Here is a 20,210-nt window from a genome sequence, read left to right as displayed (position 1 = left end):
TCTACTCCCTACTGCCATGCGGTGGTGGTCGAGTTGCCGCGGGCGAACTCAGGCCAGCGCTTCCTTGCCGGCCGGCGCCCCGGTGGTGGTGGCGGTGCCTGCGGTGTCCGCGACCGGCAGGTCGGTCGTCTCGCCGACGACGATCGGGCGTCGTGCGTAGAACCACCAGGTGACCACCGCGGCCACCACATAGAAGGTGAGGAACACCCAGAAAGCCTGTGTGGCCGACTGATTGGACTTGTAGCTGGACCGGAGGACCAGGTTGATACCGACGCCCCCGAGGCCACCGGCCGCACCGGCGATACCGATCAGCGCGCCGGACATGCTGCGCGACCAGGTGGTCTTGCCGAAGGCGTTCAGGCCCGACAGCGACTGCGACTTGTGCTCCCAGATCGTCGGGATGATCTTGTACACCGAGCCGTTGGCGATCCCGGAGATCAGGAACAGCAGGATGAAGCCGGTGATGAAGGCGGCGAGGACGCCGCCGGTGATCACCTTGCCGTTCGCGTCGGCGGACATACCGGCGACCACGAGGATCGATGCCGATGCGGCCATCGCGATGAAGCAGTACAGCGTCACCTTGCCGCCGCCGATGCGGTCGGCGAGCTTGCCGCCGTAGGGACGCGCGATCGAGCCGAGAAGCGGTCCGATCCAGGCGATCTGAGCCGCGGCGAGGGCGGGCTTGGACGCACCGGCGGAGGTGAAGCTGATGTTGAGCACCTGGCTGAACGCGAAACCGAAACCGATGAACGAGCCGAAGGTGCCGATGTAGAGCAGGCAGATGAGCCACGTGTCGCGGTACTTCAGGCAGTCGATCATCGCCTTGCCGCTGGCGGTCTGATGGTCGAGGTTGTCCATGTAGATGGCGGCGCCCACACCCGCGACGGCAAGTGCGACAAGGTAGATCGAACACACGATCTCGGGCTGGTCGGCGAACAGCCAGATGACCAGCAGGCCGATGACCTGCACGACGGGGACACCGATGTTGCCGCCGCCGGCGTTGAGTCCGAGCGCCCAACCCTTGAGCCGCTGCGGGTAGAAGGCGTTGATGTTGGTCATCGAGGAGGCGAAGTTGCCGCCGCCGAAACCGGTGATGGCCGCGACCGCCAGGAACCAGCCGAATCCGAACTCACCCGGGTTCATCATCAGCATCATCGTCAGCCCCGTCGGGATGAGGAGCACGATGGCGGAGAAGATGGCCCAGTTACGCCCGCCGAACCTCGCGGTCGCCTGGGTGTAGGGAATGCGCAGGCACGACCCGACGAGGGTCGCGGTCGCGGCGATGACGAACTTCTGGTCCATGCTGATGCCGTACTCGGGACCCATGAACAGGGCCATCACCGAGAACAGCGACCAGATGGAGAAGCCGACGTGTTCGCAGATCACCGACCAGACGAGATTGCGCTTGGCGATCGCGGCGTTGCCGTTGTCCCAGGCGACGCGATCTTCCGGGTCCCAGCCGGTGATGGTGTGGTCACGAGTGAGCTGTGCTCTGAGGTCTGCGAAGGCCATGCGTCCCCGTCTTCCGATGCTTGGTGGTCACTGCACGAGCAGTGCGGTCTGTCATTCCGACACCGATGTCGTGCGACTTGAGACCAAGCATCCAGGGGGCGTGTTGCGCGGATTTTCCGCGAGGTGACCGGACCGTCACGTTGTTCTCACTTCGTCACACCAGGCGTGTGAGAACTCCGACAATCGCCGAACGCGGCTGTGAGCTGCGGTTATACGAGCAAACGTACCAGTTCGACGACCCGCTGCAACCCGGGCAGTGCGCCGGAGGTGGACCGCGGGTGCAGCGCATGCACCGCCAGTCGGAACATCGTCGCCCGCAGCATCATCTGCGGCCACTCCGGCTGATCGGACCATCGCTGGATGAGCTCGGTGTCGGCGCCACCCCAGGCGAGGGCGTCGACCACCGCCACCGCAGCGGCCCACGGGGCCGGCCGCCAGTACGGGACGATGTCGGTGATGCCGGGTGCCGCGGCACCGGCGAAGAGCACGGTGCCGAAGAGGTCACCGTGCACGACCTGGGACGGCAGATCGACCGGCTTACGAAGCTTCGCAAGGGTTCTCAGCATCTCGACGCTCTGCACACCGTCGGGTGCGGTCGGCTCGGCCATGCCCGCCGCACGCGCCGAACGCAGCGGGACCTCCTCCCACGCCGCACGGTCGGCGGCGGTGAAGACGTCGACGTCGGTGTGCGGCGGGGCGGGCGGCTGCAGCAGGAAACGCGGACGTTCCAGGGCCGCGGTGGCCTCGTGCAGCCGGTCGGCGACGAGGACCACCTCGTCGTGGCGCGGCTCGGGTGTGCCGGCGATGTAGGTGTCGGCGCGCCATCCCGAGACGACGTAGCGGCCGTCGGTGGCACGGAACGGGCGGGCGATCCGCATGCCCTCGACGAACAGCGTCTCGCGGACCGAGGCCGACCAGGCGGCGCGCGCATGATCGGGCACCAGCGACAGCACGACCTCACCGACGCGCCAGCCACCGATCCAGGAGTCGCCCATGGCGACGGGCGGATGCGCGGTGAGCCCGAACGTGTTCAGCACATGTTCGGGGGGCTCGACGGTATTCACCAGGCCAGATTACCGAGCGTGGTTGACCTATTCGATGAGGCACGCGGTGCCGCGCCCGAGATGAGGCACGCGGCACCTGCGCGGATGGGGCTCAGTAGACCGGCAGTGTCTTGTCGACCTGGTTGGCCCAGGCGGTCACCCCGCCCTGCAGATGCGTGGCGTCGGCGAACCCGGCCCGCTTGAGTGCGGCGAGCGCCTCCGCCGACCGGATACCGGTCTTGCAGTAGAGGACCGTCGGCCGGTCCTGCGGCACCTTCGCCAGCCCCTCCCCGGAGAGGATGTCTCCCTTGGGGATGAGGGTCGCGCCCTCGATCCGGACGATGTCCCACTCGACCGGCTCGCGCACGTCGATGATCGCGACCTTCTCCCCCGCGTCGATCTTCTGCTTTAGCTCGACCGCGGTGAGCGTGGACCCGGCCGCGGCGTCGGAGGCCTCACTGGAGACCACACCGCAGAAGTCGTCGTAGTCGATGAGGCCCGCGACGCGCTCGCCCTCCGGGTCCTTGCGAATCCGGATGGTGCGGTAGGTCATGTCGAGGGCGTCGTACACCATCAGCCGGCCGAGCAGCGGCTCGCCGATACCGCAGATGAGTTTGATGGCCTCGGTGCCCATGATCGAACCGATCGAGGCGCACAGGATGCCGAGCACACCGCCCTCGGCGCACGACGGCACCATGCCGGGCGGCGGGGCCTGCGGATAGAGGTCGCGGTAGTTGAGGCCGCGGCCGTCGGGGGCGTCCTCCCAGAACACCGACGCCTGACCCTCGAAGCGGTAGATCGAGCCCCACACGTAGGGCTTGTGCGCGAGGACTGCGGCGTCGTTGACCAGGTAGCGGGTCGCGAAGTTGTCGGTGCCGTCCAGGATGAGGTCGTACTGCGAGAACAGCTCGATCGCACCCTCGGGTTCGAGACGCTGGTCGTGCAGGTTCACCGTGACGTAGGGATTGATCTCGAGGATCGAGTCCCGCGCGCTCTCGGCCTTGGGACGCCCGATGTCGGACTGTCCGTGGATGACCTGGCGCTGCAGATTGGACTCGTCGACGATGTCGAATTCGACGATGCCGATCGTGCCGACACCCGCGGCGGCGAGGTACAGGAGCGTCGGCGAGCCGAGTCCGCCGGCACCGATCACCAGCACCTTCGCGTTCTTCAGACGCTTCTGACCGTCCATCCCGACGTCCGGGATGATCAGGTGGCGGCTGTATCGGGCCACCTCTTCATTGCTCAGCTCGGCTGCCGGTTCCACCAGCGGTGGCAGTGACCCGGTGAGCGACCCTTGCGACGACACGAACGCCTCCAGAATTCGGCGAGAAACACGGACTCTTGGGACAACCACCGCGATGGCCGTGTCATTCCCGGGGGGTTTCGACAAGCTCAACCAGCAGAGAGGCCCGCTCGACCAGCAGAACTAACGCTTGGGGAACGGCCAGGGATTCGGTCGGCAGACGAACGTGCGATCGGCCTTCATGTCCGGATCGAGAGCCATGATCTCGGAGTTGGCGGTACCGAAGGACTGCTGCATCATCACCGGCGCGAGCGCGCCGTCCTCGCGGCACGGCTCATGCGATGCGTAACCGAGCCCGTGCCCGACCTCGTGGTTGACGAGGTACTGGCGGTAGGCGACGTCGTCACCCTGATATGACAGCGCGCCGCGGACCCAGCGCGCCTCGTTCAGGGTCACGCGCTGCTGAGGCGGGTAGTAACAGGAGGTCTCCAGCTTGATCTGGTATCCGCAGAGCTCGCGCGTGGTGCCGGTGGAGACCAGCGTGATACGCAGGTCCGGCTCGCCGCGGTCGATGCGCCGGAAGCTCACGCGACCGTCGCCGATCCAGCTGCGCGGATTGGCGAGCGTCGTGTCGACCATCTTCGCGAAGGTCGGGTCGCCGCCGTAGTCCTGCGGGTTGAGACCGTTCTCCACCTCGACGGTGTAGGTGTACTCCTGCCCGCCGGTTCCGACCTTCTCACCGGCGCCGCGCAGCACCCGGAAGGTCTGCCGGCCCTGCACGGTGAACGGGCCGCCCTGGGGCAGGGTGCCCGCGGGCAGTGCCGCGGCCTGGATGTCGCCGGTCGGGGCGCCGATCGGCCGCGTCTCGGTACTGATGTCGGTGTTGCGGGCGGCCGAGTCGGGGTTGACCGCCGCGGTCGGGGCCAGATCGGCGCTCCGGCCGTCCTGGATGGTCACCACGATCAGCGCGATCGTGAGGATGGTCAGAACCGGGATGGCGTAGGCGCGCCACCCGTAGGTCGAGACGAAACGGCCGAGGGCCGACTGCTTCTTGTACTCGGGCTGCGCATCGCGGTCGACGCGGGGCCGGCCGCTGTCATCGGTCGGATCCCAGCGCGCACGCAGCGGCTGGTCCGGGTTGGGACGTCCCGACGATCTCGGGCCGACGTCCTTGGTGCGCACCGGTCCATGATCAAGGCCGGGGCCACCATCCTCTGTGCGGCTCACGGACTAACTTTCTCACAGCGGACCGCCGATACTGCGCAGGAAGGTCTGCCGAGTACGATCTTGGCCATGTCGACCGCAACCAACGCGTCCGCAGTACCCGGGCGCAGTACGCGCCTGCCGCGCAGTGCACGGCGGATGCAGTTGCTCGACGCGGCCAGTGAGATCTTCGTCGAACGCGGCTACCACGCCGCCGGCATGGATGAGATCGCCGTGCACGCGGGCGTGAGCAAACCCGTCCTCTATCAGCACTTCCCGTCCAAGCTCGACCTCTACATCGCGGTCGTCGACTCGCATGCAGAGAAGCTCGTCAGCGACGTGAACACGGCCCTGCGCACCTCCACCGACAACCGCAAGCGTGTGCGTGCGGCCGTCGAGGCGTTCTTCGATTTCATCGACCAGGACAACTCCGGTTACCGGCTGATCTTCTCCTCCGACGCCTCCGATCCCGCCGTCATCCGACGCGTCGAGGGCGCCACCGAGGCCTGCGTCGACGCGGTGTACGGCCTGGTCATGCACGATTCCGGGCTCGATCCGTACCGGTCCCGCATGCTCGCCTCCGGGCTCGTCGGTGCCAGCCAGGTCAACGCGCGCTACTGGCTCGAGGCCAAGCGTCCGGTCGACAAGCAGACCGCCGTCGACACCACCGTCGCCCTGCTCTGGGGCGGTCTGTCCCACTTCCCGCGTCAGGCCGTCCCGCAGAACGACGCCGCCGCCGCGGACGAGACGGACAACGCTCCGGCTCGAGACGACTCCGCCTGAGTCACACCAGCAGACGACAAGGGTCCTTCTGCGACGCCCCGCGTTCACTCGCGGACGTCGCAGAAGGACCCTTGTTCGTGGTGTGGACCCGCCTCAGGAACCGAATCCGACGCGACGGTTCTCCGACGCCCCGACCTCGACGTAGGCGATCTTGGTGACCGGGATGAGGTAGCGGGCACCCTTCTCGTCGACCAGGGCCAGCAACTGCTGCTTGCCGCCGAGTGCCGCCTCGACCTCGGCGTAGGCCTTGTCGCTGGTCAGCGACGTCGCGATGGTCAGCTCACGCGGGCTGTCGGTGATGCCGATCTTCACTTCCACGGCCATGTGCCGCCCTCCTCCGGTGTCAACAACGCTTGCCGCACAAGGCTAGTCCAGCGGCCGCCGGACCGGACAGCCGCTCCGCTGACAGCGAAAAGCCGGGGACCGCGAGGCCTGGTCAGTCGAGTCCGAGATCGGCCATACGCTCGGCGTGTTTCGCCGCGACCGCGTCGAAGAAATGCGCGACGCCGGACAGCGACGAAGCCTCGGCGAAGAGCAGGTCGGTGACCTCCTCCTCGGCCGCGAGCACCCACTGCGCGTGCGTGATCGCCTCGCCGAGGAGACGACGGCCCCACAGGACCAGCGCCGACTTGATCGACGGGTCCGCCTCGACGGCGGCCCGGACCTGGTCGCGGGCGAACGCCGAGTTCGCGGTCTCGGCCATCACCTCGGCCATGGCGGTGCGGGAGTCGGGCGGGAGCATGTCGGACAGTTCGACGTAGAAGTCGGAGGCCAGACCGTCACCGACGTACGCCTTCACCAGGGCCTCGTACCAGGTCTTCGGGGTGGTGGCCCGGTGGTACTGGTCGAAGACCGATCGGTAGCGTTCGACGGCTTCGGCGGCGGTCAGCGTGGTCATCGTCTCGACCCGCTCGGCGAGCCGGTCGAAGTGGGCGACCTCGGAGGCGGCCATGCGCGCGATGGCGATCTTGCTGGGCACGTCGGGAGCCATCGCCGACTCCTCGATGAGCCGGTGGAAAGCGGCGAACTCGCCGGCGAGCAGCACTGCGAACAGCTTCCCGACCACTCGGTCCTGGGTCTCGATCGCAGCCACCGGCGTGGACGCGGGGCTGTACTCGGAAGGGTCGGATGCAGGCGCCATGAGGTGATGGTAGCGGCCCCTCAGGAAGCACCAAGTACACTCGATGGCGGTGCACTCCGACGGGACCCCCGTCGCTTGCCCGCTGAGCTGCGTGATCATCGCGTGCTCGCCGGCGCGAGCGTGTGGATGCGACCGTGTGGATGAGACGACGACCCCTCGCGAGTCTCTCGCGGGATCGAAAGAGTTCGTGTCCTGACACCCCGGTCGGATCCCCGGTGCCACTACGACATTTGCGCGCGCACTTTCGAGCTTTCCTCGTGCGCGCAGGAATCACACGCGCGCAAGAGACTGGCCAGAAAGGCAACAACCGCACATGACCGATACGGCCGTGCAGACGACCATCGTCGACGAAACCCACACCGCCCCCACCTTCGCCGAACTCGGCGTGGACGAGCGTATCGTCTCGGCCCTCGCCGACGACGGCAAGACCCAGACGTTCGCGATCCAGGAACTGACCCTTCCGCTCGCCCTCGGCGGCGACGACCTGATCGGTCAGGCCCGCACCGGCATGGGCAAGACCTACGGATTCGGCATCCCGCTGCTCCATCGCCTCGCCAACGCCGAGGCCACCGGGGTCCGCCCGCTCGACAACACCCCGCGCGCGCTGATCATCGTGCCCACCCGTGAGCTCTGCGTGCAGGTCACCAGCGACCTCGAGATCGCCGCGAAGAAGACCGACGTCACCCTCGCCGACGGCACCAACCGCATGCTGAAGATCACCTCGATCTACGGCGGCCGTCCCTACGAGGCACAGATCGCCGAACTGCAGTCCGGCGTCGACGTCGTCGTCGGCACCCCGGGCCGCCTCCTCGATCTCGCCCAGCAGGGCCACCTCGTGCTCGGCAAGGTCTCGATCCTCGTCCTCGACGAGGCCGACGAGATGCTCGACCTCGGCTTCCTCCCGGACATCGAGCGGATCATGTCGGCACTGCCGACCCCGCGCCAGACGATGCTGTTCTCGGCGACCATGCCCGGCCCGATCGTCACCCTGGCCCGCACCTTCCTGCACCGTCCGACCCACATCCGGGCCGAGAACGCCAACGACTCGGCGGTGCACGACCGCACGAAGCAGTACGCCTACCGCGCGCACGCGCTGGACAAGGCCGAGCTCGTCGCCCGCATCCTGCAGGCCGAGGGCCGCGGCGCGACGATGATCTTCACGCGTACCAAGCGCACGGCCCAGAAGGTCGCCGACGACCTCGCCGAGCGCGGTTTCAAGGTGGGCGCCGTGCACGGCGACCTCGGCCAGGTCGCCCGCGAGAAGGCCCTCGGACGGTTCCGGAACGGCTCGATCGACGTCCTCGTCGCGACCGACGTCGCCGCCCGGGGTATCGACATCGACGACGTGACCCACGTGATCAACTACCAGTGCCCCGAGGACGACAAGACCTACGTGCACCGCATCGGCCGTACCGGCCGCGCGGGCCGCACCGGTATCGCGGTGACGCTCGTGGACTGGGACGAGCTGCACCGCTGGGAGCTCATCGACAAGGCCCTCGGACTCGGTATCCCCGAGCCCGCGGAGACCTACTCCACCTCAGAGCACCTGCATGAGGAGATGTCGATCCCGGACTCGGCCACCGGCCGGATCGTGGCCGCCAAGCCCGCCCGCGACCCGAACGAGACCCGCGAGACGCGTGAGGACCGGGAACCGCGCAAGCGCTCGACCCGCACCCGTCGCCGTACCCGCGGCGGCCAGGGCGGCGATGACGCGGGCACCGAGAACACTGCCACCGAGACCGCCGACACCAAGGCGACCGATACCAAGGCCACCGATACCAAGGCCACCGACGACGCCGATGCCGACGGCACCTCGAAGCCGCGTCGTCGTCGCCGTCGTCGTGGTGGCGCCAACCGGAAGCCCGAGGGCGAGGGTTCGGGCGCAGGCGAGTCGACGCCGGTCGCCGCCCAGACCGCACCGGCAGCAGCCGAGTAACCCACCACGAGTCCACGCGTGGCACGCGTCAAACCGGAGCGGCGCCGGCCGATAGATCTCGCGATCAGCGCGATCATCGTCGTGGTCGTCGCCGCTGTCGGGCTGATCGCCTGGCTGATCAGCCCGGTGCGCGGAACGACCAGCGTCCAGGCGCGGTCCGCACCACCCGAGGTCGAACAACCCGCGGCGGTCCCCGCGGCCTTCGCGCCCCGCTGGCAGGCTGCTTCCGACGCCACCGTCACCCCGGCCATCGCCGACTCGGTGGTGGTGACCGGCAACGGCGGCACCGTCATCGGACACGATCCGGCATCCGGCGCCCAGGTGTGGTCCTACCGCCGGGATCTGGATCTGTGCGTGGTCGACACCGCGTGGACCGCCAGCACCGACCTGGCACTGGCCGTCTACCGGAACTCCCGAGGCTGTTCCGAGGTCACCGCGCTCGACGCGAAGACCGGCGCGCGCAAGGGTACCCGGACCAGCGATGCCGACGATCAGCTGCGGCTCGTCAGCGACTACGGGTATGTCGTCGCCCAGGGTCCTCGCCGACTCGAGACGTGGGGCTCCAATCTGGTGCGCGGTATCGAGTACGGACGCGTGGAGGCGCCCGTCCGTCCGGAGGACGAGGCGAAGCGCCGGGACTGTGAGATCTTCTCCTCGGCCATCACCGGCGACCGCATGTCCGTCGTCGAACGCTGTGCCGACGACCCGGGGTACCGGCTGACCGTGCTCGGAGCCCTCCTCGACGACGACGAGAGAGTCGAGCAACACGGCTCGACGCTGATCACCGGCGACGTGAGCGGTCCGCCTCCGGTGGTGATCGCGATGTCGTCGTCGGGTATCGCCGTCTACGACGGTGGGGCGAGTCCCGCCGAACCCCCGGCGCTCGGCGGCGAGAGCGGGCCGTCCATCCGCCGCTTCGACACCGAGGGGGTGGCGACCGGCTCGAACACCGTGTCCGGGGACGCGGCACCGCCGTCGGGCAGCGTGCCGATCGACGGGAGCGGCGTCGTCACCTACTGGACCGGCAAGTCCACGGTCGTGCTGGACGCGCAGAGCCTCAAACCGATCTACCAGGTGCCCGGCACGCTGGGTCCCGGCCAGGTGATGGCCGGCCAACTCCTGCTGCCGAGCACCGCTGGGATCAGCGTGCGCGACGTCGCCACCGGCCGTGAGATCCGCTCCATCCCGCTCACGCGGAGCAGCGCGCCGGACGGTGTGGTGAGTCTGCGGGTGCTCGGCGACGTCGTCGTCGAGCAGCGCGGGACGACGATCGAGGCATTCGGCCCCGCCTGACCCCCACCCGGTGCGGCGACCTCAGAACTCGAGGGTCCGCACGCCCTCTCCCGCGTCCCAGTGCTTCCACAGGTTCTCCGCGAGTTCGCGATATGCGCTGGCGCCCTTGTTCTTTCGGCCACGCATCACCGAGGTTCCGGAGGCGGAGGCCTCCGCGAACCGGACGGTACGCGGAATGGGCGGGTTCAGGACCGGTAGGTCATAACGATCGGCGACGTCGGAGAGGACGTCCCGGCTGTGCGTGGTCCGCGCGTCGAACAGCGTGGCGACCGCACCGAGCATCGTGAGGTCGGGGTTGGTGATCTGCTGGACCTCACCAACGGTGCGCAGCAGCTGCCCGACACCGCGATGCGCGAGGGTCTCGCACTGGAGGGGGACGATCACCTCGTCGGCGGCGGTGAGGCCGTTGAGCGTGAGCACACCCAGCGACGGCGGGCAGTCGACGATGATGACGTCGAAGTCCTGCCCCACCTCGGCCAGCGCCCGCTTGAGCGCGTATTCGCGGCCCGGCCGCATCAGCAGCAGCGCCTCGGCGCCGGCCAGGTCGATGGTGGCGGGAAGCAGGGTCACCTTGTCCTCGGTGTCGAGGAGCACATCGGCGATCTCCTCGTCGCCGAGGAGCACGTCGTGTACCGAGCTCTGGAGCTGGTCGGGATCATGACCCAGCGAGAACGTGAGACAGCCCTGCGGATCGAGATCGACGACGAGCACCGACACGTCGAGATCGGCGAGAGCTGCTCCGAGGGACTCGACCGTGGTGGTCTTGGCGACCCCACCCTTCTGATTGGCAATCGCGAGGATGCGCGTCATGGGCCCTACTGTACGGGCGCCTGCCGTGGCGTCGACGGATAAGAGTCAGCGTCGTGGTAACAACTGGGTCAACTGATCGGGAAGCCCGATGTCGCGGCCGCGATCAGGTCAGTGATCGGGCCCGACGTCGCTCGCGAGCCACCGGACGGCGGCCGGGCTGAACAGCATCACCAGCCCCGCGATCGCCGCGAGCGCCAACGGCACGCTGAACACCGGCCAGCCGCTGGTGTACAGGTAGTACGCGACCGGGAGCAGCAGGATCTGGGCGACCATCGCGATCGATCGACCCCAGCGCCGACCCGCCAACAGGGCCACGCCGCCGACGAGGACGCCGCCGCCGATGATCCCGAACCAGATGGCGGTGCCGTAGCCGCTGATGGCCGTCTCCTCGTGCCCGGCGAGTGCGCGGATCACCAGGATCACCGCCACCGCGACGCCGAGCAGGCCCTCGACGGTGGTCACCGCGCCGGCCACCTTGATCTGGGTGGGCGTCACCGACGGATCGACGTCGATCTCCTGCCGGTCCTGCTCCGGGCGGTCCTTCTCGGTGCTCACCCGTCCAGGGTATTTGGTGCGGGTCGCGAGGCCGCTGTCCACCCCACGGCGACGTATCCCACGCCACTACCGGCCGGGCGGATTGCGCGGGGACGCCCCCTACCCCATATCCTCGGGTGTCGTGCGCGTCATGCTCATCGTCAACCCCTTCGCCACCGCGACCAGTCCGGCCGGGCGCGATGCTCTCGTGCACACCCTCAGCGCGCACTTCGACCTCGACGTCGAGCTCACCACCCACCGCGGGCACGCCTTCGAACTCGCCGCACGCGCGGCCGCCGAGAATTTCGATACGGTCATCGTCCACGGCGGTGACGGCTCGGTGAACGAGGCGACGAACGGCCTCCTCGATCCGCCGGGGAAGAGCGATCCCTCGCGTCGCCGGCCCGGCCTCGCCGTCATCCCGGGCGGCAGCGCGAACGTCTTCGCGCGCACCCTCGGCATCGATCCCGACCCGCTGCTCGCGACCCAGCAGATCATCACGCTCCTCGACGCCGGGGAGAGTCGACGCATCGGCCTCGGTCACACCGACGACCGATGGTTCCTGTTCAACACGGGCATGGGCATGGACGCCGTCGTGGTGCACGCGATGGAGGACAAGCGGCACGCGGGCAAGGCGGCCACCCCCGCGCGCTACCTGTGGACCACCGTCAGCAGCTTCCTCAAGCAGGCGGGCAGCTCGGCGACCTTCGACGTCGAGATCCCCGGCCGCGACCGGATCGTCGGCGCCCGTTTCGGTTTCGTCTCCAACACGAGTCCGTGGACCTATCTCGGCCCTCGTGAGATCCGCACGAACCCGAACACCGGATTCGACACCGGTCTCGGCATCTTCGTGGCCACCTCGACCGGCGTCCTGCGTAACCTGCCACTCGCCACCCGGCTGCTGTCGCAGGCAGATCCCAAGGCGCGCCACCTGTTTCGCGACGACGACGTCGACGAGGTCCGGTTCATCGCCGAGGCGCCGATCGACGTGCAGATGGACGGCGACTACATAGGCGCGTTCCGCGACATACGTTTTCGCCATCGGCGCGACGCCCTCACCGTCATCGCACCGGCCACCACCGCGTAGGGCAGCGCGGCGATCGCGAACATGGTCGCCGGCCCGAGGTGCGTCGAACCCGCCGCCCAGCCGGCGAACGCGAGGATCGCGACCACCTCCTCCCCCATGCCGGCGATCGAGGTGACCGTCGCCCGCGACCCCGAGCTCAGCCGGTCCTGCAGGGCCGCGTCGGCGACGACGAGCGCCCAGCCGAAGATCCCGAAGGCCACGGCGATTCCGACGACCCCGGCCGGATGACCCCAGAGCGAGGCGAGGACGAGCGCGACGGCACCGATGCCCACCGCCGGACCGATCGCAGACGGTCGGCGGATGCGCCGGGCCGCGAGTGAACCGCAGATGTCGCCGACCGCGACCACGATCATGAGCAGCGCGACCGCCTGCGGGGTGGTGCCCGACCCCGGGCCGGCCAGGAAGGACTCGACCAACAGCGGCAGGTACTCGTCGAGGGCCGCGACCCAGGTCAGGGCGATGACGAGCATCAGCAATCGGCGTGCAACCGGCTGGTCGCGAAGGTCGTGCAGTCCGCTGCGGAGGATCGCGATCCAGCCGGTCGGCTCGTCGCCGAGATCGGCGTCGTCGAGATCGGCATCGTCGAGATCAGCGGTTCGGGCGCCGGTCTCGGGCAGCCCCGCGGATGCGATCGCGCAGAGCACGCAGGCCCCGACGCTCGCGGCACCCACCGCCGTGTATCCGCCCCACCCGAGGAGCGGCACCGCCAGGGCCGTCCCGCCGATGACCCCGACCGCGGCCGCCGCGCGCATGGCGCCCGCGAGCCGCGCATAGTCCTGCGACCTGCCCAGATGTGCGAGTTCGTCGTAGACGAGCGCCTGGTTCGTGCCGGAGCGCAGCGAGCCGCCGATCGCCCACAGGACGAAGCCGGCGGCGAAGGACAGGAACGACGGAGCGAACGTCCAGAGCGCGAAGCCTGCACCGGTGACCAGGGGTCCGGCGACGAGGAGGCGGCGGCGTGAGTACCGGTCGGCGAGGATGCCGGTGGGCACTTCGACGATCACCGTCGAGACCGACCACAGCGCGAACAGTGCGCTGATCTCGGCGGCCGACAGCCCGGCTCCCGGGATCGTCGTGTCGGCGAACAGGATCGCGTAGACCGGGTAGAGCGGGATCAGGTCCTCGAGGAGGGCGGCACCCACGGCGCAGACGGCCAGACGGCGCTGCGAACCCGGGCCACGACCGCCCGGCCGGCGTGGTGTGGATCAACATCGTCGACGCATGTGAGCAAGAGTACCTGCTGCGTCTCTCCACGTCACGAGGAATTTTGCCCCTTCTCAGGGTCGCCACCTGCGGAAACTCATCGACAGCGCCCGCGGGGTGCGCGTAGACTACTACACGGACGGCGAACCCGCTGTCCATACCCCCCATGGGGGCGGCTTCGGCCGGAGTGGTAGGCGCGGGACGTGATGTTGCCCACGTGTTAACCAAGAACCATTGACTTCGGCTGGATTCGTGAAAGTATTCACAAGCAACAACGCGGAAACATTCGGTGCGCCCGCGTGAACTGAGAGTTACCAGCCAAACAATCAGCAGGCAATCAGCCAATCGATGGTGCGCGGAAACGCGCCTGAAGGAGTAGTGGAATGGACTGGCGTCACAAGGCCATCTGTCGCGACGAGGATCCGGAGCTGTTCTTCCCCGTGGGAACCAGCGGTCCGGCCATCGCACAGGTCGCCGACGCGAAGCTCGTCTGTGCACGGTGCCCCGTCACCGCCGACTGCCTCTCGTGGGCCCTCGAGTCGGGCCAGGATGCAGGCGTCTGGGGCGGCATGAGCGAGGACGAGCGTCGCGCGCTGAAGCGTCGTACCGCACGCACCCGCACCCGCAGCAGCGTCTAGGCTCACCCGAGCCGGCGTTCGCCCGGATTCGAAGAAACCCGGCCACGGCCGGGTTTTTTCGTGTCCGGCAACGGTTTTCCCGGCCGACGATCAGGACCGCAGCGGAATGTTCACCCCGACTTCGGTTCCCGCGCCCTCCGGATTGGGTCGGACGTCCAGCTCGCCGCTGAGCTCGATCGACACGAGCGTCTTGACGATCTGCAGTCCGAGGTGGTCCGAGGTTGCCAGGTCGAAGCTCTCCGGAAGCCCGGAGCCGTTGTCGCGCACGGCGATCCGCAGGTTTCGCACATCACGCTCGGCGATGACGGCGATCTCGGCGTCCGATCGGGGCGAGCCGTCGAAGCCGTGCTCGATCGCGTTCTGGATGAGCTCGGTGAGCACCATCACCAACGGCATCGCGAGCTCGGCGGTGAGCACCCCGAGACGGTCGCGATGACGCACCGTCACCCGAGACTCGTTGGACGCCACGTCGACCAGGATCGGGACGAGACGGTCGACGACCTCGTCGAGATCGACCTCCTCGTCGACGCTGCCGGACAACAGCTCGTGCACGAGGGCGATCGAGGCGACGCGGCGCACGGCCTCGTTGAGGGCCTCGCGCGCGTCGGTGTTGGAGGTGCGCCGGGCCTGCAGGCGCAGGAGCGCTGAGACAGACTGCAGATTGTTCTTCACCCGGTGGTGGATCTCCCGGATGGTCGCGTCCTTGCTGATCAGTGCACGATCGCGCCGCTTGACCTCGGTGACGTCGCGGATCAGCACAACTGTCCCGGATTCCTGGCCTTTCGGGCGGAGCGGCACCGCCCGGATGAGCACCGTCGCGCGTCGGGCGTCGGCCTCCACCCGCATGCCGATGTCGCGGTACGGGCCGGTGGGCACCTGTGCCACCCCGGCCGCGATGTCGAGCATCATCGCGACGTCGTCGGCCTCGAACGGCTCGGTGACCAGTTGTTTGACGACGTCGGAGAGCCGGGTGTGGTTGAGCTCGGCAGTCCATCCCATGCGGTGGAACGCGGAGAGGGCGTTGGGGCTGGTGTAGGTGACCGTGCCGGTCCGGTCGAGGCGGATGAACCCGTCACCCGCGCGAGGCGTCGACAGACCCCGCGGATTGCCCTCCTCGTGCGGGAACGTGCCGTCGGCGACCATCTGGCACAGGTCGTCCGCCGAGTCCTGATAGGCGAGCTCCAGAGGCGACGGCAACCGCGGGTGGGTGAGGTCGACGGCACGGGTCAGGACGCCGATCACCTCCCCCTCGAAGCCGACCGGGACCGCCTCCTGCCGCATGGCCGTCGCGCCGAACCAGGTCGGATCCTCGTCGCGGAGGACCTTGTCGGAGTCGAAGGCGCGGAGCACCTGCGGATGTACCGCGGTGTCGATGACGCGGCCCACCTCGTCGGTGGGGAACACCGTCGACGCCGTGTTGGGCCGGCACTGTGCGACGGTGACCACGGCGCCCTCGTCGGTGCGCACCGACAGGAGGAGATCCGCGAAGGACAGGTCGGCGAGCAACTGCCACTCGGCGACCAGGCGCTGCAGATGCGCGGCAGCGGCGTCGGAGAGGGTGGTGTGCTCGGCGAGCAGGTCGGCAAGTGTCGACATCGAGAAGGCCCCGGGTTCGCGGAGGGGTGTGGTGTGGCTACTCGAAGGTGGCGATGACGTCGCCGGCCTGGATGACGTCACCCACCTTCACCTTGATGTCGGCGACGGTGCCCGGTTCCTCTGCGAGAACGGGGATCTCCATCTTCATCGACTCGAGTAGCACCAGGGTGTCACCGACCTCGAGCTGCTGCCCGGGGGCAACCAGGACCTCGAGGACACTCGCGACGATCTCTGCCACCACGTCTTCTGCCATGCACACAAGTTAGCCCACGAGGTGACGGCCGACGATCGGTCGGGGCAGGGTCGGGGCCGGGCGGGTTTTGGCACGTGGGAGAATGCCTGAGACACTGTGATGTCCCCATCCGTCGGAAAAAGGAGATGCGTCATGGGAAAGCGCGGACGCAAGAAGCGCGCTCGTAAGAAGAACGCTGCCAACCACGGCAAGCGTCCCAACGCCTGATCTTCGCCTCACGGCGGGGTTCGGCGAGCGAGCACCAAGAAAAACGCCCGGGTCCGGCCATCTGGCCGCCCGGGCTTTTTCGTGCCCTCACCTCCGGTTTCCGGAGGTGAGGTGGGGTTTTTCAGCGTTCGGTCTCGGTGATCTCCTGGATGATGACAGTCTTGCGGATCTCCACACGGAGACGGTCGCGCAATCCCTGAGGTGCCTGGTCGCCACCGCACTTGCGGTTGACGAGGGCCTTCAGCTGCTGCTCGATGCCGTAGTGGGCCAGGCAGGACGGGCAGGTGTCGAGATGGCCCTGGAGTCGCCGGCGGGCGTTCTCGTCGCACTCGTTGTCCAGCAGCAGCCAGACGTCGGCGATGACCGCGGAGCAGTCGAGCTGGGTCAGTTCCGGATCGATGTCGCTCATCGCGCCACCTCCGCACCCTTGGCGCCGGCGGATCGGTTGAATCCACGCTCCCGGGCGACGTCGGCCAGCAGTTCACGCAGCTGGCGGCGTCCTCGGTGGAGTCGGGACATGACGGTGCCGATGGGGGTGTCCATGATCTCGGCGATCTCCTTGTACGGCAGGCCTTCCACGTCGGCGTAGTACACCGCCATCCGGAAGTCCTCCGGAAGCTCCTGCAGCGCGGCCTTGATCTCGTCGTCCGGAAGTGCGTCGAGGGCCTCGATCTCCGCCGAGCGCAATCCCTGGGAGGTGTGTTCGGCGGTGGCGGCGAGCTGCCAGTCGGTGATCTCGTCGGTCGGGTACTGCGCGGGTTGGCGCTGTTTCTTGCGGTAGCCGTTGATGTAGGTGTTGGTCAGGATCCGGTAGAGCCACGCCTTGAGGTTGGTGCCCTCCCGGAACGACGCGAATGCGGTGAACGCCTTGATGTAGGTCTCCTGGACCAGGTCCTCGGCATCGGCGGGATTGCGGGTCATCCGCAGCGCCGCACCGTACATCTGGTCGAGCAACGGCAGGGCGTCGCGCTCGAACCGTTCGGTGAGCTGCTCGGGGGACTCGCTCGGATCGGCCCGACGAGGCGCGCTCTTCTCGGCAGACCCCTTCTCGGTGTCGGCTGACTCGGCTTCGGCCACTACGATCCCTTCGATGAGAGGCGTCACTGGGACGTTGCCGGTCAAGCTTACCGACCCCGGCCCGGGCAGGAGAGGCATCACCTCCACGAGTGCCGGTGGCTCGAGTACCGCCGTTGTGCTCATTCCGGTTCTCCCTCCTCGCATGCGCTCCCGGTCATCACGTCGCAACCAGTGACAACAGGGCGCGACGGGCAGTTTGTTCCCGCTGGGTCGCATACGCTCTCCACGTCACAATCCGACCCGGTCACCCCGACCTGTCCCCACCAGGAGGCACCCGACCATGGCGGCAACACCGGCGATCGCTGCCCTCGAACGCGCGCAGATCGCGCACACCGTGCACCGCTACGACCACGATCCGCGGTCGGAGGCCTACGGGGCCGAGGCCGTCGAGGCGCTCGCCGAATCGCTCGGGGTGGTCGGCGAGCAGATCTTCAAGACGCTCGTCGTCGAACTGTCGGGCGCCGACCGTCCCGGTCTCGCCGTCGCCGTGGTCCCGGTCCCCCGCAAGCTGTCGCTGAAGGCGGCGGCCGCCGCGCTCGGCGCGTCGAAGGTCCAGATGGCCGAGGCCAAGGCCGTCACCCGGACCACCGGCTACGTCCTCGGTGGCGTCTCCCCCGTCGGTCAGCGCACCGCTCTGCCCACGGTCATCGACGCCTCGGCGCTCGAGTTCGACCGGATCCTCTGCAGTGCCGGCAAGCGCGGCCTGGAGATCGCGCTGGCACCTGCAGACCTCGTCGCGATGACGACGGCAGTGGTCGCCGACATCGCCGTGTGAGGTCCCCGATGTCGCAGGTGTAGGGCAGCATGGTCACCATGTGCGGACGTTATGCGGTGACCACCGATCCGGCGAAGCTGGCGGCGGAGATCGACGCGGTCAACGAGGTTCCCGAGCCGGCGGAGGAACCCGCCGATCCCGACTCCCTCGACCTGGACACCCCCAAACCCCGCGCGCTCGGCCCGAACTACAACGTGGCGCCCACCACCACGGTGATGACCGTGGTCAAGAGGCATTCACCGGAAGACCCCGACGACGACCCACTGCTGCGCATCCGCGCGATGCGGTGGGGTCTCGTTCCGCCGTGGACCAAGGAGCTCGGCAAGGGTCCGCTGCTGTTCAACGCCCGGGCCGAGAGCGCCGCGGAGAAGAGTTCGTTCCGCGCGTCGGTGAAGTCGAAGCGGTGTCTGGTGCCGATGGACGGTTGGTACGAGTGGAAGAAGGGCCCGCTCGACAGCAAGGGCAAGCCCACCAAGATCCCGTTCTACATGTCCCCGCAGGACGGCACACGGTTGTTCATGGCCGGGCTGTGGTCGGTCTGGCACGACAAGAATTCCGACGACGCGCCGCCGTTGCTGAGCTGCTCGATCCTCACCACCGATGCCGTGGGCAAACTGCGCGATGTGCACGACCGGATGCCGCTGATCATGCCCTTCGACAACTGGGATGCCTGGCTCGATCCCGACCACCGGGCACCGGACGACCTGTTCGCGGCGCCCGCGGAGCGTCTCGCGGAGGCGATCGACATCCGCGAGGTCGCGCCGCTGGTCAACCGGGTCGCCAACAACGGGCCGGAGCTGCTCAACCCTCTGTGACGAGCACCGCGGCGCCGTCGAACCGACCGGCCGCCAGGTCGGCGAGCGCGCGATCGGCCTGCGACATCGGGTACTCGTGGGTGGTCGCCCGCACGCCGTGCTGGGCGGCCAGCGTCAGGAACTCGGTGCCGTCGGCGCGCGTGTTGGCGGTCACCGAACGGATCTCCTTCTCATAGAACAGCTCCCGCTCGTAGTCGAGAGGCGGGATGTCGCTGAGATGGATGCCCGCGATCGACAGGACGCCGCCGCGGTCGAGCGCGCGCATCGCGACCGGAACCAGCTCACCGACCGGGGCGAAGGTGATGGCGGCATCGAGAGGCACCGGCGGCGCGTCGGTGGCACCGCCGACGGACGCCGCACCGAGGTCGGCGGCGAGCCGCCTCGACTGCTCCCCGCGCGTGAGGACGTGCACCTCGATGCCGAGCGAGATCGCCAGCTGGGCGCACAGATGCGCGCTGCCACCGAAACCGTAGAGCCCCAACCTCTTCGGATGTCCGACGCCCGTCCCGAGGTCCTCGAGCAGGCCGGTCCGCCGCAGCGCGCGATAGCCGATGATCCCGGCGCACAGCAGCGGGGCGAGCGAGACGTCGTCGATCCCGGCCGGCAGCGGATACGCGAACGCGGCGGGCACGGTGACGAACTCTGCATATCCGCCGTCGACATCCCATCCGGTGTAGACCGATGCCGCGCAGAGGTTCTCGGCGCCGCGGGCACAACGATCACAGGTTCCGTCGGTGCTGTGCAGCCACGCGACACCGACGCGGTCTCCGAGCGTGAAGCCGGCGGCGTCCGGGCCGAGGTCGACGACCTCGCCGACCACCTCGTGTCCAGGCGTCACATCGGGACGACGGACCGGAAGATCCTCCTCGGCGACGTGCAGATCGGTGCGACAGACCCCGCAGGCGCGGACCCGGACCAGCAACTCGCCCGCACCGGGCACCGGTTCCGGCTTGTCGACGAGTCGTAGCGGTCGGGTGTCGATCGGACCCGGCTCGGTCACTGCCCAAGCACGCACGTTCTCCAGGCTAAACCCGGCCGCACCACACGGGGTGGTGTTG

General features: G+C 68.4%; 22 protein-coding genes. 8 read left to right on the top strand and 14 right to left on the bottom strand.

Translation table 11 applies throughout. The features are described 5' to 3' along the window. Nucleotides 1-48 precede the first annotated feature (48 nt). The 4 genes from BLU62_RS31070 to BLU62_RS31055 all read right to left on the bottom strand — a co-directional run bounded on the left by BLU62_RS31070 (nt 49) and on the right by BLU62_RS31055 (nt 5,028). Nucleotides 49-1,512 carry an MFS transporter gene (locus BLU62_RS31070; RefSeq protein ID WP_074854250.1) on the bottom strand — a complete coding sequence of 488 codons (1,464 nt, stop codon included), beginning with the start codon at nt 1,510-1,512 and terminating at the stop codon, nt 49-51. A 209-nt stretch (nt 1,513-1,721) separates the two neighbouring features. Next, nucleotides 1,722-2,576, bottom strand: coding sequence for a TIGR02569 family protein (locus BLU62_RS31065; RefSeq protein WP_074854249.1), 855 nt, complete (start codon nt 2,574-2,576; stop codon nt 1,722-1,724). Nucleotides 2,577-2,667: 91 nt separating this feature from the next. Continuing rightward, complete coding sequence (gene moeZ / locus BLU62_RS31060; RefSeq protein WP_208863713.1) at nt 2,668-3,864, bottom strand: adenylyltransferase/sulfurtransferase MoeZ; 1,197 nt, start codon at nt 3,862-3,864, stop codon at nt 2,668-2,670. Between the two features lie 120 nt (nt 3,865-3,984). Then, nucleotides 3,985-5,028 (bottom strand): DUF3152 domain-containing protein, encoded by a 1,044-nt coding sequence (locus tag BLU62_RS31055; RefSeq protein ID WP_074854248.1) that lies wholly within the window; start codon nt 5,026-5,028, stop codon nt 3,985-3,987. A 66-nt stretch (nt 5,029-5,094) separates the two neighbouring features. Between BLU62_RS31055 and fasR the strand changes: the two genes are divergently transcribed. Continuing rightward, on the top strand, nt 5,095-5,787 hold the full coding sequence (gene fasR / locus BLU62_RS31050; RefSeq protein ID WP_074854247.1) for an HTH-type transcriptional activator FasR: 693 nt from the start codon (nt 5,095-5,097) through the stop codon (nt 5,785-5,787). A 93-nt stretch (nt 5,788-5,880) separates the two neighbouring features. On the opposite strand, the gene BLU62_RS31045 is transcribed toward fasR, so the two are convergent. Continuing rightward, nucleotides 5,881-6,111: a DUF3107 domain-containing protein gene (locus BLU62_RS31045; protein ID WP_005197051.1), complete on the bottom strand. Its 231-nt coding sequence runs from the start codon at nt 6,109-6,111 to the stop codon at nt 5,881-5,883. 112 nt (nt 6,112-6,223) lie between these two features. Continuing rightward, the gene (locus BLU62_RS31040) at nt 6,224-6,928 is read right to left on the bottom strand and encodes a ferritin-like fold-containing protein (RefSeq protein WP_074854246.1); all 705 of its coding nucleotides are present in this window, start codon (nt 6,926-6,928) and stop codon (nt 6,224-6,226) included. A 313-nt stretch (nt 6,929-7,241) separates the two neighbouring features. On the opposite strand from BLU62_RS31040, the gene BLU62_RS31035 reads away from it, so the two are divergent. Together BLU62_RS31035 and BLU62_RS31030 are read left to right on the top strand one after the other, a co-directional pair. Beyond that, nucleotides 7,242-8,864, top strand: a complete 1,623-nt coding sequence (locus BLU62_RS31035) for a DEAD/DEAH box helicase (RefSeq protein ID WP_074854245.1) — start codon at nt 7,242-7,244, stop codon at nt 8,862-8,864. Between the two features lie 18 nt (nt 8,865-8,882). Beyond that, a complete protein-coding gene (locus BLU62_RS31030) occupies nt 8,883-10,157 on the top strand; it encodes an Rv3212 family protein (RefSeq protein WP_074854244.1) in 1,275 nt (424 codons plus the stop codon). A 21-nt stretch (nt 10,158-10,178) separates the two neighbouring features. Here the strand turns inward: BLU62_RS31030 and BLU62_RS31025 are convergent, their stop codons facing one another. Both BLU62_RS31025 and BLU62_RS31020 read right to left on the bottom strand, forming a co-directional pair. Next, nucleotides 10,179-10,967, bottom strand: coding sequence for a ParA family protein (locus tag BLU62_RS31025; protein ID WP_074854243.1), 789 nt, complete (start codon nt 10,965-10,967; stop codon nt 10,179-10,181). Between the two features lie 108 nt (nt 10,968-11,075). Further along, on the bottom strand, nt 11,076-11,522 hold the full coding sequence (locus tag BLU62_RS31020) for a hypothetical protein (RefSeq protein WP_074854362.1): 447 nt from the start codon (nt 11,520-11,522) through the stop codon (nt 11,076-11,078). 130 nt (nt 11,523-11,652) lie between these two features. Here BLU62_RS31020 and BLU62_RS31015 point away from each other — a divergent pair, with 130 nt between their 5' ends. Beyond that, nucleotides 11,653-12,588 (top strand): diacylglycerol/lipid kinase family protein, encoded by a 936-nt coding sequence (locus tag BLU62_RS31015; RefSeq protein WP_208863725.1) that lies wholly within the window; start codon nt 11,653-11,655, stop codon nt 12,586-12,588. Here the strand turns inward: BLU62_RS31015 and BLU62_RS31010 are convergent. After that, a complete protein-coding gene (locus tag BLU62_RS31010; protein WP_074854241.1) occupies nt 12,507-13,730 on the bottom strand; it encodes an MFS transporter in 1,224 nt (407 codons plus the stop codon). The two genes, BLU62_RS31015 and BLU62_RS31010, sit on opposite strands and share 82 nt — an antisense overlap. A gap of 444 nt (nt 13,731-14,174) precedes the next feature. On the opposite strand from BLU62_RS31010, the gene BLU62_RS31005 reads away from it, so the two are divergent. Further along, nucleotides 14,175-14,429, top strand: coding sequence for a WhiB family transcriptional regulator (locus BLU62_RS31005; RefSeq protein ID WP_004023450.1), 255 nt, complete (start codon nt 14,175-14,177; stop codon nt 14,427-14,429). 90 nt (nt 14,430-14,519) lie between these two features. Here BLU62_RS31005 and BLU62_RS31000 read toward each other — a convergent pair whose 3' ends face one another. Together BLU62_RS31000 and BLU62_RS30995 are read right to left on the bottom strand one after the other, a co-directional pair. Then, nucleotides 14,520-16,025: a sensor histidine kinase gene (locus BLU62_RS31000; protein WP_074854240.1), complete on the bottom strand. Its 1,506-nt coding sequence runs from the start codon at nt 16,023-16,025 to the stop codon at nt 14,520-14,522. A gap of 37 nt (nt 16,026-16,062) precedes the next feature. Next, complete coding sequence (locus BLU62_RS30995; protein ID WP_074854239.1) at nt 16,063-16,278, bottom strand: biotin/lipoyl-binding carrier protein; 216 nt, start codon at nt 16,276-16,278, stop codon at nt 16,063-16,065. Nucleotides 16,279-16,410: 132 nt separating this feature from the next. On the opposite strand from BLU62_RS30995, the gene BLU62_RS35020 reads away from it, so the two are divergent. Beyond that, a complete protein-coding gene (locus BLU62_RS35020; protein WP_369758845.1) occupies nt 16,411-16,485 on the top strand; it encodes a 50S ribosomal protein bL37 in 75 nt (24 codons plus the stop codon). A 121-nt stretch (nt 16,486-16,606) separates the two neighbouring features. Here the strand turns inward: BLU62_RS35020 and rsrA are convergent, their stop codons facing one another. After that, nucleotides 16,607-16,894 carry a mycothiol system anti-sigma-R factor gene (rsrA, locus tag BLU62_RS30990; protein ID WP_074854238.1) on the bottom strand — a complete coding sequence of 96 codons (288 nt, stop codon included), beginning with the start codon at nt 16,892-16,894 and terminating at the stop codon, nt 16,607-16,609. Continuing rightward, on the bottom strand, nt 16,891-17,685 hold the full coding sequence (locus BLU62_RS30985; protein WP_074854237.1) for a sigma-70 family RNA polymerase sigma factor: 795 nt from the start codon (nt 17,683-17,685) through the stop codon (nt 16,891-16,893). Before BLU62_RS30985 ends, rsrA begins: the two co-directional genes overlap by 4 nt. Nucleotides 17,686-17,842: 157 nt before the next feature. Here BLU62_RS30985 and ybaK point away from each other — a divergent pair, with 157 nt between their 5' ends. Next, nucleotides 17,843-18,337, top strand: coding sequence for a Cys-tRNA(Pro) deacylase (gene ybaK / locus BLU62_RS30980; RefSeq protein ID WP_074854236.1), 495 nt, complete (start codon nt 17,843-17,845; stop codon nt 18,335-18,337). 38 nt (nt 18,338-18,375) lie between these two features. Then, nucleotides 18,376-19,152 carry an SOS response-associated peptidase gene (locus BLU62_RS30975; RefSeq protein WP_074854361.1) on the top strand — a complete coding sequence of 259 codons (777 nt, stop codon included), beginning with the start codon at nt 18,376-18,378 and terminating at the stop codon, nt 19,150-19,152. Here BLU62_RS30975 and BLU62_RS30970 read toward each other — a convergent pair. After that, entirely contained in the window at nt 19,139-20,167 is a 1,029-nt protein-coding gene (locus tag BLU62_RS30970) for a zinc-binding alcohol dehydrogenase family protein (protein ID WP_074854360.1), read from the bottom strand. The two genes, BLU62_RS30975 and BLU62_RS30970, sit on opposite strands and share 14 nt — an antisense overlap. Nucleotides 20,168-20,210 lie beyond the last annotated feature (43 nt).

The sequence above is a fragment of the Gordonia westfalica genome (genome assembly GCF_900105725.1).
Taxonomy (GTDB): Bacteria; Actinomycetota; Actinomycetes; order Mycobacteriales; family Mycobacteriaceae; genus Gordonia; species Gordonia westfalica.
The sequence above is the reverse complement of the archived record's forward strand: the minus strand, read 5'-3'. Positions and strand labels throughout refer to the sequence as shown.

What these genes read in the sequence shown, in the direction of transcription:
- BLU62_RS31015 (WP_208863725.1), top strand. Translation starts at nt 11,653, where the DNA reads ATGCTCATCGTCAACCCCTTCGCCACCGCGACCAGTCCGGCCGGGCGC.
- BLU62_RS31035 (WP_074854245.1), top strand. Translation starts at nt 7,242, where the DNA reads ATGACCGATACGGCCGTGCAGACGACCATCGTCGACGAAACCCACACC.
- BLU62_RS31005 (WP_004023450.1), top strand. Translation starts at nt 14,175, where the DNA reads ATGGACTGGCGTCACAAGGCCATCTGTCGCGACGAGGATCCGGAGCTG.
- BLU62_RS31000 (WP_074854240.1), bottom strand. Translation starts at nt 16,025, where the DNA reads ATGTCGACACTTGCCGACCTGCTCGCCGAGCACACCACCCTCTCCGAC.
- ybaK (WP_074854236.1), top strand. Translation starts at nt 17,843, where the DNA reads ATGGCGGCAACACCGGCGATCGCTGCCCTCGAACGCGCGCAGATCGCG.
- BLU62_RS30995 (WP_074854239.1), bottom strand. Translation starts at nt 16,278, where the DNA reads ATGGCAGAAGACGTGGTGGCAGAGATCGTCGCGAGTGTCCTCGAGGTC.
- BLU62_RS31040 (WP_074854246.1), bottom strand. Translation starts at nt 6,928, where the DNA reads ATGGCGCCTGCATCCGACCCTTCCGAGTACAGCCCCGCGTCCACGCCG.
- BLU62_RS30975 (WP_074854361.1), top strand. Translation starts at nt 18,376, where the DNA reads ATGTGCGGACGTTATGCGGTGACCACCGATCCGGCGAAGCTGGCGGCG.
- fasR (WP_074854247.1), top strand. Translation starts at nt 5,095, where the DNA reads ATGTCGACCGCAACCAACGCGTCCGCAGTACCCGGGCGCAGTACGCGC.
- rsrA (WP_074854238.1), bottom strand. Translation starts at nt 16,894, where the DNA reads ATGAGCGACATCGATCCGGAACTGACCCAGCTCGACTGCTCCGCGGTC.
- BLU62_RS31045 (WP_005197051.1), bottom strand. Translation starts at nt 6,111, where the DNA reads ATGGCCGTGGAAGTGAAGATCGGCATCACCGACAGCCCGCGTGAGCTG.
- BLU62_RS31025 (WP_074854243.1), bottom strand. Translation starts at nt 10,967, where the DNA reads ATGACGCGCATCCTCGCGATTGCCAATCAGAAGGGTGGGGTCGCCAAG.
- BLU62_RS31070 (WP_074854250.1), bottom strand. Translation starts at nt 1,512, where the DNA reads ATGGCCTTCGCAGACCTCAGAGCACAGCTCACTCGTGACCACACCATC.
- BLU62_RS30985 (WP_074854237.1), bottom strand. Translation starts at nt 17,685, where the DNA reads ATGAGCACAACGGCGGTACTCGAGCCACCGGCACTCGTGGAGGTGATG.